Genomic DNA, 16,899 nt, shown 5'->3' with positions numbered 1-16,899 from the left:
ATGAGAATCTCTCTTTTTTGTACCCTTTTTAGGAGAAATAGGATCATAAACTTCCGTAGTTCATTTATACAAAAAGAAATTATTTATGGAGAATTGTTTTATTCAAAAGGGTTGCATATTCCTTTGGTGTCATTTTGGCATACCTTTTAAATTCTTTATAAAAATGAGATTCATCATAAAATAATCCTTTCATTAAAAATTGATTGATATCTAGTAAATTATGAGTTGCCATTTTTTGTACGGTTATTTGAAAACGATAAAGTTGTAAAAATTGTTTAGGAGATAGACCGACATATTCGCTAAATAAGTTACGTAAATATCTTTCGGAAAAACCAGTGTATTGTTCTAGCTCTTTTAATTTTATGGCCCCTTGATTACATGTGATTTTTTGCATACATGCTTGTACAATGTCAAGTTTTGAAACATGTTGATCATTACATTTTTGAAAATAAGAGCTAAATAACGCTGCCTTTTCTTTAAGACTTGTTGTTGAAATCAATTGTTCATATAAATCAAATGGAAAATCGATGACATCAAATAGTGGCATGGTGAAATGTTGGAAGAGATGTTTTAAAGGTATTTGAAAGCTGAAAATTCTTTGTTGAGGTAACAATCGGATTCCTGTATATATTACATTAGATTCGAACGATCTGAATATTCTATGAGGGGGGCTTGCCACAACAAGATTACTTTCTTTTTTTCCATTGGAGCAAAAAATAAGATCTGTACATGCATCTGGAATGCCTGGAATGGATAAGTCGAAGAGAGAGTTGATCTTGAATTCATACATATAAGCAATATGCTGACTTACTGGAAAGGGTAAATTTATCTGTCGATAGTATGAAAATACATTCTGCCATTCTGGTTGAATCGGGTAAAATGCAATTTGATTGTTCATCTTCAATTCCCTCCATTATTAGGTTTCCTCTATTATTTAGTTAATCGTTTTATGTTAAGAATTATAACATTCTATTAAATTATTTTAACTAAAAATCGATTGAAAATTTGGAAAATTCCGTTTTTTACAATGTAAATAGTGAAAGCGTTTTCTATAATATCCATATAAGAGAGGGGTTGGTAAAATGATATCAATTATTAAACATAATAATGTTGTGGATCATCCGTTATCTCCGTTAACTGAAAGTGAAGTAAAATTATCAGTGGATATTATTCGAAAAGAAAAAGGATTAAGTTCAAGTGTTCGATTTGCCTCTATCACATTAAAAGAACCTAAAAAAGAAGTCGTTTTAAACTTTAAAAAAGACGATCCGATTGATCGAGAAGTAGCTATGGTTTTATTGGATACGAAAACTATCAAAACGTATGAAGCCGTAATTTCTGTTACAAAAGGAAACGTCCTACGATATGAAGAAATTTCAGATGTTCAGCCAAATATAATGTTAGAAGAATTTGAAGAATGTGAAAAAGTAGTTAAAAATAGTCCTGAATTTATCGCAGCACTTAAAAAAAGAGGGATAGAGAATTCTGATCTAATCATGGTAGATCCATGGTCGGCTGGTTACTTTAACATACCAGAACATGAAGGGAAACGTATTGCAAGAGCAATATGTTGGGAGAAAAAATTCGAAAATGATAATGGATATGCGTATCCTCTAACAGGGATTGTCGCGTATGTTGATCTGAATAAAATGGAAGTAGAACGTGTTGAAGATTATGGTGTGCGTAAGATACCTACCCATGATGCGAACTATTATCCAGAGACGAATGAAGCAATTACTTTCCGTAATGATTTGAAACCTCTTGAAATTATACAGCCAGAAGGCCCTAGTTTCACTGTAGAAGGAAATTTAATTAAATGGCAAAAATGGAGTTTCCGATATGGCTTCACCCCTCGTGAAGGTCTTGTACTTTATACAATTGGTTATGAAGACAAAGGAAAAGTTCGTCCAATTCTATACCGTGCAGCATTATCTGAAATGGTTGTTCCATATGGGGAAGCATCATTTGCGCATAATACCCAAAATGCCTTCGATGCAGGTGAATACGGTATGGGACAATTAGCAAACTCATTAGAACTTGGATGTGATTGCTTAGGAGAAATTCAATATTTTGATGCTGTTTTAGGAGATTCAAATGGCGTTCCACGTACAATTAAAAATGCTATTTGTTTACATGAAGAAGATTATGGAATCGGCTGGAAACATACGGATTGGCGTACGAATCATGTAGAGGTTCGTCGTTCTCGGCGTCTTGTCATTTCTTTCTTCTGTACGGTAGGAAACTATGATTACGGATTTTATTGGAGCTTCTATCAAGATGGAACGCTTGAAGTTGAAGTGAAATTAACTGGAATGTTGAATACAGGAACATTTGACGAATCTGGAAAATCTAAATATGGTACAGAAATTGCACCCGGATTAAACGCAGTACATCATCAACATTTCTTTAACTTCCGTTTGGATACAACATTAGATGGGATGAAAAATTCTGTAGTTGAAACAGAGACCGTTGCTGAACCAGAAGGCCCAAATAATCCACACTCTAATGCATTTTATCCTGTATCAAGAACTTTCCAAACTGAACAAGAAGCAGTTCGTATATTAGATATGCCTACCCAAAGAACTTGGAAAATTGTTAACAAAAACTCCCTGAATTTTGTCAATCAGCCTGTTGGTTATAAAATAATGCCAGGTGAAAATTGTCTACCATTTGCACATGATAGTGCTAGCGTTATTAAGCGTGCAGGTTTTATTAAAAACCATTTATATGTAACAAAGTATAATCCAGAAGAGATGTACGCTACTGGTAAGTATCCAAACCAACATAAAGGTGGAGATGGATTACCGAAATACGTACAAGCCAACCGTGCAATTGATGATGAAGATATAGTTGTATGGTATACAATGGGACATCATCATATTACACGCCCTGAAGATTGGCCAGTTATGCCTACAGCGTATATTAATTTCCAATTAAAACCTGTAGGATTTTTTGATGGTAATCCTGCACTTGATGTACCACGTCCATCAAAGGGATCAAGTTGCAAAGCAAAAACAAATTCACATTGTAACCATTAATTTTTACCCTTGCTTTTATAAGCAAGGGTAACTTTGAATATTCAAGTAAAAGTTTCTTGATTTCACTTTAGGCTAAAAAGATTGGAGTCGGTAAGAATGCCAGAATTAAAAAGAAGATTAGGTTTTTGGCAAGCGTATGCTACCGCTACTGGACTTGTAGTTGCAGGATCAACAATGGTTTCATTGGGAAATAGTTTTGGAACAATTGGCCCTGCTTTTATCGTTTCTGCATTCATTGCCATGCTTGTAAGTATTATGATTGCATTGTCATATGCTGAGCTATCTTCAATTATGCCGGGATCTGGGATGGTAGGAGATTATACGGCCGTTTCGATGGGGAGATTTATGGCAATTGTGGCTTTACTTGGAGGATACTTAGTTCTTACAGCTACAGTTGGTCCAATGGAAACTATGACGACCAGTATGGCAGTACACTATATCTTTCCAGGTTTTAATCCTGTAGTTATTGCTTTTTGCATTTTAACAGTATTTCTAATTATTAATCTTCTTGGTGTAGAGATTTTTGGTTCGATTCAATTAAGTATTGTTGTGATTCTTATGGTAATGACAGCAGGGATGGGGCTGTTTGGATTATTTGACCTATTTACAGTTAATAAGTCAGTACCATCCACATTTAACCCACATGGGTGGTCTACGGTCTTTCAATCTTTAGCTCTTGGGCTTTGGTTATTTATCGGGATCGAATACGTCATACCATTAGGCGAAGAAGTAAAAAATCCCGAAAAGATAATTCCAAAAGCAATGATTTTCGGATTATCGACAATCTTTGTCGTAGATATGCTATTTGGAATAGCTTTAACTCGTCATATCGATTTAACCGAGCTTTCCAGTGCAGATATACCTCAAATACTGGGAGCAAAATCTATGTATGGTCATACTGGTGCTATTATTATGGCTCTTCTCACACTGTTAGCAGGAGCTAGTACAATTAATTCGAATTTAGCTGCAATACCTCGAATGTTTTATGGATTATCGAGACAGGGGTTATTACCACGAATATTCGGATATATTCATCCAACATTTCGTACGCCTTGGTTTAGTATTATCTTAGTATATTTAATGTTTGCGTTACCGTTACTTGTCTTGAAGGTGAATGTTAATATTATGACAACTATGTTAATGTCTGCGAGTGTTACTTGGTTAATATCTTATATCATAACACAGGTAGATTTATTGATTATCCGTAAGCGCTATAGTCATATAAAACGCCCGTTTAAAGCCCCATTTACTCCTTTTATTCAGATAATTGGAATTTCCGTGTGTTTATATATGATTTTGACCATTCATCCTAATCCAGAAACTAAAAGAATTGTTTATTATATTTCAGGTGGCTTTATGTTCTTCATTTGTCTGTATGCTTTTTGCTGGTTGAAATTTAAGAAGATGCCGTTATTTAAACCTATTTCTTTAGAGGAGTTAAAATCACAATCGGTGTTTATTGAACAGCCAATACCACAAATTCAACCAGACCAAATGGAAAAGAGTTGGTAGTCAATGCATCTGTCAGTCGGAGAACACAAAATTAATCGATTTTTGCATTCAATTGTTTCACTATTTAAATATGATTTTAAAAGGGAAAATCCGTATCACTATATTCATGAGAATAATGGAAACTATATAACGATTCAATATGTAAAAAAGAAAAAGCTATTATCTAAAGTTTATCATTTTACCTTAAAAGTAGAAAAGCATATTACCGTATGTAATCCCGAAACGAAAGAAGCTAGATATAATTTTCGGAAAGGTTGCTGGAATGAAAAAATGGATTCTGAATTTGGGAGGATGTGTAATCAACTTTTCCAAAGTAATTATTGGAAACTACTAGATATCGAAATGTTATGTATACGTCAGGTACAAGGTAAATATATATTTGAGATGAATCTTTTGCCGGGTAGTTATACGTCGCTCATATTGCCTCCGATGGCACAAGGAATCCCAATGTATCATTCAGAAGTTCAAATGCTTGAAAACATTATCGAAGGAGTATTAAAACAATTTGAAATACTCGAAAGTTATGTGGAAAGGGGAGTAGATTATGCTTGAAGCGGCATGTTTTCTAATAATTATATTACTGACATTTGCAACAGGAAATGTATTACGAAAACAGTATAAAAAGAATACTTCTATTAGCTGTCTTTCAATGGCAATCGCTATGACAAAAAGTACTTTGATAGGTATTCTTATAACAACCTGGATACATGATTTGGTTTTATCTACTATTTTATCAATTATGTTTAGTATACTTTTAATAATCATTCTTACTTATTCTCTTCCATTACGCATAGTTTCAGAAGCGCTTTCTTCTGCTTTTATGGGGGGAATGATGGGTGCCATGCTTGGCGTTATGATCAATCAATATATGATGATTTGTATTCTCTTCTTTATGGTTTTATATTTATTGAGTACAGTGGTGGCAATCGTTTTATGGAATAAAGAGGAATATCCTACGTTCTCTAAAGCAATTCCTAAAAGAATTTTAGTGTCCCTATCAATATCAGTGATAATGCTTGGTGTATCTGTGTTAGTCGACTATGAGAAGAGTCCTGAAATTGAGCAAATGGATATGAAGATGGAGATGCATCATCATAATCATTAGCAGAAATCTAATTACAATAGTTATTTACCAAAGTGGGCCTTAAAAGTGATATCTACACTTTTAAGGCCCACTTTTTATTTTATTAATGTAATTTTATGTATTTACAAATATTTATTGACACCATAAACGCTTCGTTGTATAGTTAGTTACACAAGTAACTAACCAACTAAGTAACTAACCAAATGTGAGGGGTGATATCTTGAAGTTAGATGTAAATAGTGAAGTGCCCATTTTTCAACAAGTCGCAGAAATCATTTCAAATGAAATTTTGAATAAACATATTCATGAAGGTGAGCAAGTACCCTCTACAAATGAAATTGCTGATTTTTATCAGATCAATCCGGCCACTGCAAGAAAGGGCTTAAATTTATTGGTAGAAGACGAAATTTTAATTAAAAAAAGGGGAATTGGGATGTTTGTAAAAGAAGGCGCAAGTCAAAAAATCCTTATGCAGCGAAAAAATGAATTTTATCAAGGTTTTTTAAAGCCTTTGTTAGAAGAGGCAAACCGTCTTGGAATATCGCTAGAAGAAGTAAAACAACTAATTGACAAACAGGGGGAATAAGAATGACTGTTATTCAAATGGAAAATGTTTCGAAAAAGATAAAAAATCGTGTCATCTTGGAAAATCTAAATTTTAATTTTGAAGAAAATCAGATTATTGGATTTCTTGGGAAAAATGGCTCTGGTAAAACATCACTTATGAAAATCATTGCAGGTGAATGGAGCACAACTTCTGGTGATGTCTTTGTAAATGGTCAAAAACCTTTTAACAATCAAGAAGTGTTAGGGGAAATGTGCTTTATTCAAGAAGGAAATAATTTTCATGGTCATATGAAAATCTCAGAATTACTGAAGTTATGTAAAAATTTCTATCCAAATTGGAATCATGAAATTGCTGAATCCCTTCTTACTCTTTTTGATTTAGATAGTACGAAAAGAATAAAAGAACTATCAAAAGGGATGGAGTCTGCAGTAGGTGTACTAGTAGGCATTGCTAGTCGCAGTGAAATTACGATTTTCGATGAGCCATACATCGGAATGGATGCCAATGCAAGACAAAAATTTTATCAATTTCTTTTGAATGATTATATGGAAGTGCCAAGAACCATTATTTTTTCAACACATTTAATTGATGAGGTTAGTTCCTTGTTCCAAAAAGTGTATGTGATTAATAAGGGTAAATTACTATTAGAAATTCCAACAGATGAATTAAAAGAGATCGTTTACTCCATTTCAGGGCCAAATGAAGAAATTGAGAAAATAAAAAGTAATTTCTTTGTTCTGGAAGAGAAACATTTTATGGGGAATGGGGAAATAATCGTTTTCGATCAAGAGCAACGAAAAGATCAAGAATTACCTCTAGGCTGCAAGAAAAATGCATTAAACATGCAAGACATAATCGTTCATGTAACAGAGAAAGGGGAACAATTACGATGAATCGAGTTCTTTCGGCAAAAAAAATTATTGAAATAAAAAACTTGAAATCAATCACTATTTTTTGGGGATACTTTACTTTCTTTTTAATTCTAAATCTTACTCTTGCCACTTCCTTCCATTATTCTACTTCGATGTATATGAGTAGTTTTCCAGTTTATATTTTCTTATTCATATCGAATCATATATTGATAAAAAATAATTTTCATTATTGTATTCATTTTGGCGTAACACGTAGTGAGTTTATCAAGGCAAGTTTTGTAAGCAGTTTTCAAAGAACAATTGTAATGGTATTAATTAATATTATCTTGCTTTTAGCTGTAAATGGGTTCACTACTGCATTGAATATGAATAACTTTACAATGTTTAGCTGGAGTGATGTATTTACAAGTCATTCTTTTATCGTATCAAATATTTGGATTGATCTTTGTGTAGGGACTTTCGTTAGTAGCATGGCTATGCTGAGTGGTTCACTTCAGTATAAATGGGGGCTATTCGGACCGTTAAGTCTTGCAGTGATTCTTCTTATAACTGTCACTTTACCTTCAATTCATAACTACTTATTTGAAGCAGGCAAGAATGTTTTTATACACCAATCACTAGGTTCTTTTAGTTGGTTGTTGGTTGCATCCGTAATTGTATGGGGTTGTATTTACTTATTGTTACAAAAAGTGGACTTAATTAAAAGATAACTTAGTAACTCAACTTTCGGAGCTAAAGCTTTGAATCCATATCATAGATTCATTTGGTTTGCTCTAGCGTGTTATATCAAAATAGTCTTTGTTCAAAATGTCCATTCTGAAATTAATGTTAAACAACCCATAAATGTTATGCATTAACAAACATTTATGGGTTAGTTCATTACGTGCAATTTTTAATATAACGATTTTTTATTTCAATGTATATAATATTAACTAATATACCCACACCTAGTACAATGAACAAAATATTAGGTAAATTAAATAAAATAATTAAAAATGATATTAAAATACATATCCCAACAAGTTCTATATAACTATATAATTTATTTCTTCCTTTTTTCAATATAGTTCCCCCCTTCATGTCAAAATTTCCACTATTAAGGTAATTTTAACTTACAACTTTATGGAGAAAAGAACAAGTATCATAAATAACTAGCCACATAAGAAGAAAAGCGATCGAACCATTAAGCATAGTGGTTATCCTTCTTTTATCTGTCACTGTGCCTACAATTCGTATTCATCTCTTTGATGTAATCAAAGATATTTTTATTCAACAATCACTAGGTTCTTTTAGTTGGTTGCATTCGTAATTGTATGGGGTTGTATTTACTTATTATTACAAAAAGTAGACCAAATTAAAAAACTATTTAGTGATTTTTGGTATTAATCTGAAGCAACATTTTAAAGTGGAAATCGTCTATAATTCTTAATGAGTGAAATAGGTTAGGATGATATTGATGAAAAAACTCATTAAAATTGTGGTTGCATTAGGTGCTCTTGTTGGTTTTGTATATATCAATCAGCACTGGCTACAGCTCACGAAATATGCCATTGTAGTAAAGAAGCTACCTAAAAAAATGGATGGTTTACGTATTGTCCAAATATCAGATTTACACCACTCTCGATTTGGTGAAAATCAAAATCAACTCATTCAACAGGTGCAGAAGCAGAAGCCAGATATTATTGTTATTACAGGTGATTTAGTCGATCGCTACAATTATGATTTGGAACGTAGTTTAGATGCAGTAAGAGGCTTTGTGAAAATTGCACCTGTTTATTATGTAGTTGGTAACCATGAAGTATCAACAAATGATGTAAATCATATCAAAGAGAAGCTAACAGAGCTTGGCGTACATGTATTATCAAATAGTGCTGAAAATTTCTCAATGAATGGCACAACCATTCAAATTGTTGGTATTGATGATCCTCTCAGTGGTAAAACAACGGATGAGATGCTTAATTTAGCATTGAATGGTGAAGATAAAACAAAGTTCCAAATTTTACTTGCACATAGACCGGAGTATTATGAAAATTATGAGCAACATGGGATAGATTTAACGTTTAATGGTCATGCACATGGTGGGCAAGTTCGGGTTCCAGGGCTAGGAGGGATGATTGATCATCAACTCCATTTATTTCCTTCACATATTGATGGTGTGGAACAAATTGGCGATATGACTCAAATTATTAGCCGTGGTCTAGGAAATAGTGGATCGACGATACGAATTTTTAATCGTCCTGAAATTGTAGTAACAGACTTACATGCCAAATAATAAATAATAGGGCTCTTCTGAAGTATAACTTTTGAAGGACCCTATTTTTTTTGGTCTTGTAATTGAATCAATATCATCTATACCAAGTTGGTTTTAAGAGCTCAAAGTTTTTATGGTCTTCCAAAACTACATCTATACGTTCTAACATTTGATCGAGTTGTTTTGGGGAGTATTTTATTGACCAGACGACACTAGAAAAGATAACCATTGCAACATAAACTACATATAGTCTCCAAAAATCTTCTGGAACATTATGATTGAAGTACCCTTGAATTTGCCCTATAGAATAGGAAACGCTTTCTTCTCTAGTAAACATAGCTACTTTTACAAAATCATGAAGTGGATCTCCCCAATCAAAATTATTAAAATCGATTACTCCAACATATTCTTTATCTTTTAATATTATATTTTCTAGGTGAAAGTCATCATGCTGAAAACGATTCGGTCGAGTTCTTAGTATATTTGCATTATTATCAATAAAATTCATCACTTTGTCAGCACCATCAATTTTAATACCACATTTTTTATATTCATCTAAATATCGATAGTGTTTTTGCATGGCTCTTTCATACCAATGTTTTATATTAGTAGGTGCAGGGTGTAGATGCATTCTTGATAATTCGCTACCTGCTGCAATCCCAATATTAAATTGATCTTGCGTTGATAGGGTAGGCATGGCCTCTTTTGCATCTTCTCCTTCTATATAAGAATGAATAGTATAACAAATACCTAAATCTCCATAAAAACCGATGTCAATTGGTAAAGGAGATTTGATCATATACTTTTGAATCTCTTTCAAGATTTGAAATTCTGTTTTTTTTCTTTCGTAATTTTTGATAGCACTAATTCTTAATATATATTTTTGTCGATGCTGATCTACAATCAGATATTTCTTATCTGGTGAATAACCTTTTGTAAGTTTTTCTATATTCGTAACATTGTGAAGAAACTTTATCCTATCTTGAAGAAGCAGAATTGTGTCTTCCATATGTACCCCCTGTTGTGTTGCATTTTGATTTTCAGTGGTATCCAATACATTCCTGTTAGCATAATCGCAATTACATGAATCTGAATAACAATTGATTAAGTTTAATATCATAATTACTGTCGGAAAAAATAAATCTGTGTATATACATGAATCAATTTCATAATTCAAAGATTTGATATAAAACACGAACATTAATGAGGGGATAGTATATATGCTATATCTATTAGAATATTATCTAAGAAGCGGAAGATGGCGACTCCTGCGGGAAAGCAAGACAGGTGAGACCCCGCAGGACGAATAAGGAACGGAGTCTAAGAACGCCACGTCCTGTGGCAACGACTCCGTGACCAACATCCTATTGCCCCGAGGAGGCTCAACGCTCACCCGCGGAAAGCGCCATCTGGAGCGGTATATTAGCAAATAGCTATGGAGTATATTCTGAATTATTGGATTATATATTTAAAAAAGCATTCGTGTTTTTCGGCTAATAAGATGTGAATATAATATAAAAAAGAAGTAGAGAAGTAAAAAATATAATTTAATGAAAGGTGACCTAATATGATTTCTAAAGTAAAAAGATCGAATTTGTTACTTTTTATATGTGGTTTGATTACAGGAATGATTGTAATTTCATTATTGCGTAATTTACTTTTTTAGGTCTAGTGAAAATAGAAAAAAACTGTAGATAAACTTGAGATTACTAAAGTTTGTCTACAGTCTGAAGTGCTGAGAAAATCCTTCTAGGCACTTTTTAAGAGAAAACTATTTTCTTTTCTTATCAACATCATTAGAGACTATTGGCTTTTTCTTTTTTTCGAAGATCAAATGAATTTGAAATTTATTATCATTCATTTGAACCACATTAATAATTTTGCCTTTACGACCTTTAATTTTTAATTCTTCGTTAACTGACGGAACTTTTCTAAGAAGCTGGCTTAAAACAATTTCTTTTTTATCCAAAAAGTGAACTGTAAACATAATCTCTTATCTCCTTTTTCTAAAATTTAAAAAGGTAGAATCACCTTGTTTACGTTCATTTTATGAATAGATTCGTAATATAGAACAAATCTGAAAGACTTATATAATTAGTTGAAAATATTACTAAGTGCATGATTTCTACTTAACACTTTTAATAAACCATATCCCATAAGTGCACCTGTAAATGAACTAATTGCAAAAGCAGGGATTAATCCGAATAGTGTTGCTTCTTGACCTAAAAACAAAACAGCAATTGGATAAGTGGCCATAGCACCTAAGATCCCAGTGCCGAAGACTTCTCCTAATCCTGCAAGCTCTATTTTTTTTGTTTTTGCATATAGGATGGACGCGAGTAGTGCGCCAATCATACTACCAGGATAGGCAAATACGGTTCCTGTGCCCATCATAATTCTTAGCGTAGAGGAAATAAATGCCTGCAATACAGCGTACCATGGTCCGAGCAGTACAGCTGATAAAACATTGGCGAAATGCTGGATAGGGAATATCTTTACGAAACCTAAAGGAATATAAATTAAACTACTCGAAATCGTTGTAATTGCTGCTATAATCGCTGTATAGGTAAGCTTTTTTGTTTTATTCATTTCACGCATCTGAATTACCCTCCTTTTCCTATTTAGAAACAATATTGTCCATCACTTCATCTGGTTTAACTTGTTTCTTAATAACACCATTTTTATATAGCCAATTTGCTGCCTTTTCCCAGCTAGCCTTTTCTTGATAGCCGAATGGTACTCCTTTTTCCTCCATTAGAGGCAGTAGGATTTCCAGACTTTTAGTTTCTACATCTTTTTTTAATGGGAAACTATCATTTTCATGATCTAGTAAAATTTTAAGGCCTTCTTTTGGATTTTGCTTAACTGTTTCTTGACCTTTTGTGACTGCTTTCCAAAATCTTTTGATCGCATCTCTTTTTTGATCTAAAGTTTTTTGACCTGTAACAAGTACTAATTCGTAATTGTCTGGTACACCATAATCACTATCTTTGATGGCATGCATATTGTAGCCTTCTTTATTTAACAGAACATATTCGTGATTGATATAACCACCTGTAATGGCATCTACTCGATCTGTAGCAATGGCAGGAATTAAATCCCAGCCAACATCGGTCATTTTAACTTTACTAAAATCTCCTCCATCAGCTTCAACCATTTCTTTTACTGTCGCTTCGCTTATTTCACTTGATGAATAACCTACATTTTTTCCTTCTAAATCCTTAGGCGTTTTAATACCTGATGATTTTTTGACCATTAGAGTATCTAACGAATGTCTAACAAGTGCTGCAACCGAAACGATTGGAATCCCTTCTGATTTTGATAGAATGGCTTGTTTTTGATAACTAATCGCTAAATCTACTTTTCCAGTAGCTGCAAGTTTTAAAGGATCATTTGTATCAGCGGGCATTTCAATTTTTACATTTAAGCCTTCATCTTTGAAATATCCTTTTTCTTGTGCCACGTAAATAGCAGAATGCACTGCGTTTGGATACCAATCTAACATGATACTTAAATTATCTAGTTTTTTACCACCTTCATCCGTTGTTTGTTCTTTCCCATTACATCCTGTAATTAGTACGGCTAGTGATACTAGTAAAATAATACTTATCCATTTCTTCATTATTTAACATCTCCTAATAGTAATTTATCCCGTATTAACGGAAAATAAGGCCCCAGCACAAGATTAAGAGGCTACTGAAAAAGTGTAGTAACTCATAAATTTATAGTGTATATCTGCTATTGAATGAAGTGGAATTAGCTCCGCTTTCCGTGGGCGAACTGACGAGCCTCCTCGCTGCGCTGTGGGGTCTCGTCTAGCTCGTTTTCCCACAGGAGTCTACGCTAATTCCACTTCAACTAAGATAGTCATACAAGATTTTTATTATAAAAATCAAATTGTTTTTGCTTTTTCAGTTGCTAATCTAGCCATTAGTGGGGCTGAAGAACCTCCACTAATGGAAGTTTCACTTTATTTTGCATTATTCCATTTATGCGTTACTTTCTTTTCCAACCAAGAAGCCAGTGCAAACAATAGAATACCCACGATTGTTAACACGGTAATCGCTGCAAAAACACCTTCTGCATTTAAGTTTCCGGACATCCTACGGCTATAGTATCCTAAGCCTTCACTAGCTCCGAGCCATTCGCCAATGGTTGCCCCAACGAGCGCAAAGACAATTGCCATCTTAAATCCTGAGAAAAAAGAGGGGAGAGCCATTGGAATATGTAGCTTTTGAAATATTTGAAAACGTGATGCCCCCATTGAACGTAATAATTCGATATATTCCTTATCACAAGACTTTAATCCATCGTAAGTTCCTACGACAATTGGGAAGAAACAAATAAGGATTGTCACGGCAACCTTACTCCAAATGGTATAGCCAAACCACAGAACAAAAATAGGGGATAAGGCAATAATCGGAACCATTTGAGATATGATGACTGCAGGATAAACAATTTTCTCGATTGTTTTTGAAAAAAACATACTGACGGCTAAAAAAACACCTCCGATAACGGCAATGACAAAGCCGATGAAAAATTCAAGCATTGTGGCACTTAAATGTTCAATGAGTAAAGGTCGCCAGTTATCGATTATCATTCGCACGACGTTAGTAGGTGCGGGAATGATAAAGCTTGGTATAATTTCAGTTCGCACAAGCCATTCAACAATACCAAGAAAAATAATTGATACGATGAAAAATAAACTATAGGTTTGTAGAAAATATTTAATCTGTTTCATTTGAAATTTTCTTCTCCAATTTTTGTCGTAATGCTACTATTTTCTGAGAATGAATCATTTCAGGTTGGCGAGGTCTTGGCAATGCTATAGTAATTTCTTCTAGTTCCTGATTTCGATGTAATAGTAAAATGCGATCACTTAAGTAAATGGCTTCTTCTAAATCATGCGTAATAAATACAATCGTTTTGTTTAAATCTTGCCAAATGGATAATAGCCATGCTTGCATTTCTTTTTTCGTTAACGCATCTAGAGCACCAAACGGTTCATCGAGTAGTAGTACATCTTTTCCTGTTAATAGTGCTCGTAAAAAAGCAACACGTTGTCTCATTCCTCCAGACAATTGTTTTGGGAGAGCATTTTCATAGTCACTTAATCCGACTCGCTGCAACCACATTCTTGCTTCTTCTTTTGAAATATGTAAGTCTTTTTGAATTTCGGAAGCAAGTATAATATTTTCAAGAATGGTTCGCCAAGGAAGTAGTAGATCTTTTTGTGGCATATAGCCGACATCACCTAAGGAAATGTCTTTTTGATTAATCTGAATTTCCCCTTCATCATGCTGAAGAAGACCGGTTATAAGTCTTAAAATTGTACTTTTTCCTGTACCGCTTTGACCGATGATTGAAACAAATTCTCCTTGTTGTATTTCCATGTTCAAATTGGAGATGACATTCTTTTTTTGTTTGTCTTCGTTTGTAAAGCTATAGGATACATTTTTTAAAATAAGTGCCATTTTTGATTTCCTTTCTAAATTGAATCAATTTCATAAAATCATTTTCAGTTTAATTACGAACAATTCAACACTTTAACTATTCACTAATCAGATAAGGATGTTCCGCTACAGACGGCGCTTTCCACGGGCTTGGCTTCAATCTCATCATCATTATGTTTAAGGTACTTATAAATATGCTTTCTGCATGATGTGGAATTAGCTTCGCTTTCCGCGGGCGAGCGTTGAGCCTCCTCGGAAGCCCGTACCGTGCTTCACTGCGGGGTCTCACCTGTCTCGCTTTCCCGCAGGAGTCTACGCTAATTCAACATCAACAAATTTAGCAATACAAGATCAAGATTTTCATCTGCTTTTACTTTTTCATTGCATTTACTACATTCCTGCGGGGCTTTCAGCTCAAGCTTTTCCCGCAGGACTTTGAATGCACTTCACTGAATTAACCTCGCACGAAGGAAATGCGAATGCATTTTCGAGGACTCGCCGTCTTTCGCTCCACAAGGAATTGATTCAATTAAATTAAATAAAAAAACTGCTATCTAAGAATAGAAAGCAGTTTTGTAAATAACATCAAACAAGCGATGCTAAACTACTTTCCTACGCTAGAATGATCTAGATCAGGTTCAAAGGGTACAATCTCAGCCAATAGGCGCCCCTAGTAGATGTTTGTATTAAATTTTATTCAAGTATATAAATTACATGATTTTTCACTTTAATGTCTCTTTTTCCGGAAATAAATAAAAAAACCCACTCGAAGTAGAGTGGGGATGCATAACAAATTTCATTAAACACGACTCACTTCCCTCCGCTAGTTTGAACTAGATCAGGTTCAAAGGGTTTAGAACAATTGTTCAGTCTCAGTCCGTTATTGGACACCCCTAGTGTTATTTAGTTTCCATATTCAGCTTAACATGTAATTTTTATAATGCAAGACCTTTTCATTAACAATTTTTTTAATGAGTTGCCGTATAAATTGGTACACTTGGAGGATTTTCCCCCGAAAAATAGAAAATATTAATACAACAACATCTTCATTTTATCGTTGTGATTGTTTTCAAAACAAATTTATTTAAATAGTTATATTCAAGTAAATTCCGACATAAGTTCTAATTTAAACACATATTTTTACAGTGTAAAGAGTACGGATAAGGAGGGAAATCTATGCTCGTCGATGGTGTTTTTTCAGGTGGAGGAATTAAAGGATTTGCATTTGTCGGGGCACTTCAAGTGTTGGAGGAAAACGACATTCACTTTGAACGTGTTGCTGGCACGAGTGCAGGAGCCATATTGGCGGCTTTTCTCGCTGCAGGTTATACAGTTGATGAAATTGAGACGATGTTAGATGAACTCGATGTTTCTACATTTCTTGATCCACCAAAAACTGTATTACCATTTCCATTTATGAAATGGATTAATTTGTATTTTAGAATGGGACTTTATCAAGGAAAAGCGCTCGAAAAATGGTTTTATGAAAAACTTTCGGATAGAAATATCTATACATTTGATGATTTACCTACTGGATCTTTGAAGCTAATCGCATCTGATTTAACAAATGGTACAATGATGGTTCTCCCAGATGATTTAATGAAGTATGGGTTGAATCCAGGAACATTTTCAGTTTCTCTAGCTCTTCGAATGAGTTGTGGTGTTCCTTTTTTCTTTCAGCCGGTGAAATTAAGGGTTTCACAAGGAGAATCAATTGTAGTCGATGGCGGAGTATTAAGTAATTTCCCAATATGGCTATTCGAAGATGAAAGTGGTAAGAAGGACCGTCCTGTTCTCGGATTAAAGTTAAGTAATCCAAGAGAGAATATGGAGCCACATAAAATTAATAATGGACTCAATTTATTTGAAGCACTTTTTAGTACGATGAAAAACGCGCATGATGAACGTTATATCTCACGCATACATGAAAAGAATATAATTTTCATTCCTGTTGAAAATTATAGTGCGACCAAATTTGATTTAGATGATGAAACGAAAGAGCATTTAATTGAAATCGGAAGAATACGAACGGCTCAATTTTTGAAAAGTTGGGAAGCTACTAATAATACAGATAAGTTTATAGTGGAAACTTGAGATTGGATATTTCCAATCTCTTTTTTT

The 16,899-nt window shown here is 33.8% G+C and carries 16 protein-coding genes and 2 riboswitches; of the genes, 9 read left to right on the top strand and 7 right to left on the bottom strand.

Annotated features, from left to right (window positions below; translation table 11 throughout):
* Nucleotides 1-79: 79 nt before the first annotated feature.
* Entirely contained in the window at nucleotides 80-898 is an 819-nt protein-coding gene (locus tag Q8X41_RS04970) for a helix-turn-helix domain-containing protein (protein WP_397539152.1), read from the bottom strand.
* Between the two features lie 184 nt (nucleotides 899-1,082).
* Between Q8X41_RS04970 and Q8X41_RS04965 the strand changes: the two genes are divergently transcribed.
* The 8 genes from Q8X41_RS04965 (at nucleotide 1,083) to Q8X41_RS04930 (ending at nucleotide 9,346) form a co-directional block, all read left to right on the top strand.
* Nucleotides 1,083-3,038 (top strand): primary-amine oxidase, encoded by a 1,956-nt coding sequence (locus tag Q8X41_RS04965; protein ID WP_397539151.1) that lies wholly within the window; start codon nucleotides 1,083-1,085, stop codon nucleotides 3,036-3,038.
* A gap of 96 nt (nucleotides 3,039-3,134) precedes the next feature.
* Nucleotides 3,135-4,550, top strand: a complete 1,416-nt coding sequence (locus Q8X41_RS04960) for an APC family permease (RefSeq protein ID WP_397539150.1) — start codon at nucleotides 3,135-3,137, stop codon at nucleotides 4,548-4,550.
* A gap of 3 nt (nucleotides 4,551-4,553) precedes the next feature.
* Nucleotides 4,554-5,102: a hypothetical protein gene (locus tag Q8X41_RS04955; protein WP_397539149.1), complete on the top strand. Its 549-nt coding sequence runs from the start codon at nucleotides 4,554-4,556 to the stop codon at nucleotides 5,100-5,102.
* Complete coding sequence (locus tag Q8X41_RS04950) at nucleotides 5,095-5,655, top strand: hypothetical protein (protein ID WP_397539148.1); 561 nt, start codon at nucleotides 5,095-5,097, stop codon at nucleotides 5,653-5,655. Before Q8X41_RS04955 ends, Q8X41_RS04950 begins: the two co-directional genes overlap by 8 nt.
* Before the next feature lie 199 nt (nucleotides 5,656-5,854).
* On the top strand, nucleotides 5,855-6,220 hold the full coding sequence (locus Q8X41_RS04945; RefSeq protein ID WP_397539147.1) for a GntR family transcriptional regulator: 366 nt from the start codon (nucleotides 5,855-5,857) through the stop codon (nucleotides 6,218-6,220).
* A 2-nt stretch (nucleotides 6,221-6,222) separates the two neighbouring features.
* Complete coding sequence (locus Q8X41_RS04940; protein ID WP_397539146.1) at nucleotides 6,223-7,095, top strand: ABC transporter ATP-binding protein; 873 nt, start codon at nucleotides 6,223-6,225, stop codon at nucleotides 7,093-7,095.
* A complete protein-coding gene (locus Q8X41_RS04935) occupies nucleotides 7,092-7,784 on the top strand; it encodes a hypothetical protein (RefSeq protein ID WP_397539145.1) in 693 nt (230 codons plus the stop codon). The genes Q8X41_RS04940 and Q8X41_RS04935 overlap by 4 nt, the downstream gene beginning before the upstream one ends.
* 746 nt (nucleotides 7,785-8,530) lie before the next feature.
* The gene (locus Q8X41_RS04930; protein WP_397539144.1) at nucleotides 8,531-9,346 is read left to right on the top strand and encodes a metallophosphoesterase; all 816 of its coding nucleotides are present in this window, start codon (nucleotides 8,531-8,533) and stop codon (nucleotides 9,344-9,346) included.
* A 73-nt stretch (nucleotides 9,347-9,419) separates the two neighbouring features.
* Here the strand turns inward: Q8X41_RS04930 and Q8X41_RS04925 are convergent, their stop codons facing one another.
* The 6 genes from Q8X41_RS04925 to Q8X41_RS04900 all read right to left on the bottom strand — a co-directional run bounded on the left by Q8X41_RS04925 (nucleotide 9,420) and on the right by Q8X41_RS04900 (nucleotide 14,799).
* Nucleotides 9,420-10,334, bottom strand: coding sequence for an aminoglycoside phosphotransferase family protein (locus Q8X41_RS04925; protein WP_397539143.1), 915 nt, complete (start codon nucleotides 10,332-10,334; stop codon nucleotides 9,420-9,422).
* A gap of 762 nt (nucleotides 10,335-11,096) precedes the next feature.
* The gene (locus Q8X41_RS04920; protein ID WP_397539142.1) at nucleotides 11,097-11,312 is read right to left on the bottom strand and encodes a hypothetical protein; all 216 of its coding nucleotides are present in this window, start codon (nucleotides 11,310-11,312) and stop codon (nucleotides 11,097-11,099) included.
* A gap of 107 nt (nucleotides 11,313-11,419) precedes the next feature.
* The gene (thiW, locus tag Q8X41_RS04915; protein ID WP_397540201.1) at nucleotides 11,420-11,914 is read right to left on the bottom strand and encodes an energy coupling factor transporter S component ThiW; all 495 of its coding nucleotides are present in this window, start codon (nucleotides 11,912-11,914) and stop codon (nucleotides 11,420-11,422) included.
* 28 nt (nucleotides 11,915-11,942) lie between these two features.
* A complete protein-coding gene (locus tag Q8X41_RS04910) occupies nucleotides 11,943-12,947 on the bottom strand; it encodes an ABC transporter substrate-binding protein (protein WP_397539141.1) in 1,005 nt (334 codons plus the stop codon).
* A gap of 348 nt (nucleotides 12,948-13,295) precedes the next feature.
* On the bottom strand, nucleotides 13,296-14,066 hold the full coding sequence (locus Q8X41_RS04905) for an ABC transporter permease (protein ID WP_397539140.1): 771 nt from the start codon (nucleotides 14,064-14,066) through the stop codon (nucleotides 13,296-13,298).
* Entirely contained in the window at nucleotides 14,053-14,799 is a 747-nt protein-coding gene (locus Q8X41_RS04900; RefSeq protein WP_397539139.1) for an ABC transporter ATP-binding protein, read from the bottom strand. The genes Q8X41_RS04905 and Q8X41_RS04900 overlap by 14 nt, the downstream gene beginning before the upstream one ends.
* Before the next feature lie 571 nt (nucleotides 14,800-15,370).
* Nucleotides 15,371-15,460, bottom strand: a riboswitch (TPP riboswitch).
* A 116-nt stretch (nucleotides 15,461-15,576) separates the two neighbouring features.
* Nucleotides 15,577-15,683, bottom strand: a riboswitch (TPP riboswitch).
* A gap of 271 nt (nucleotides 15,684-15,954) precedes the next feature.
* Here Q8X41_RS04900 and Q8X41_RS04895 point away from each other — a divergent pair.
* A complete protein-coding gene (locus Q8X41_RS04895; protein WP_397539138.1) occupies nucleotides 15,955-16,872 on the top strand; it encodes a patatin-like phospholipase family protein in 918 nt (305 codons plus the stop codon).
* Nucleotides 16,873-16,899 lie beyond the last annotated feature (27 nt).

Source organism: Rummeliibacillus pycnus (genome assembly GCF_044359855.1).
In the GTDB taxonomy this organism is placed as follows: Bacteria; Bacillota; Bacilli; order Bacillales_A; family Planococcaceae; genus Rummeliibacillus; species Rummeliibacillus pycnus_A.
The sequence above is the reverse complement of the archived record's forward strand: the minus strand, read 5'-3'. Positions and strand labels throughout refer to the sequence as shown.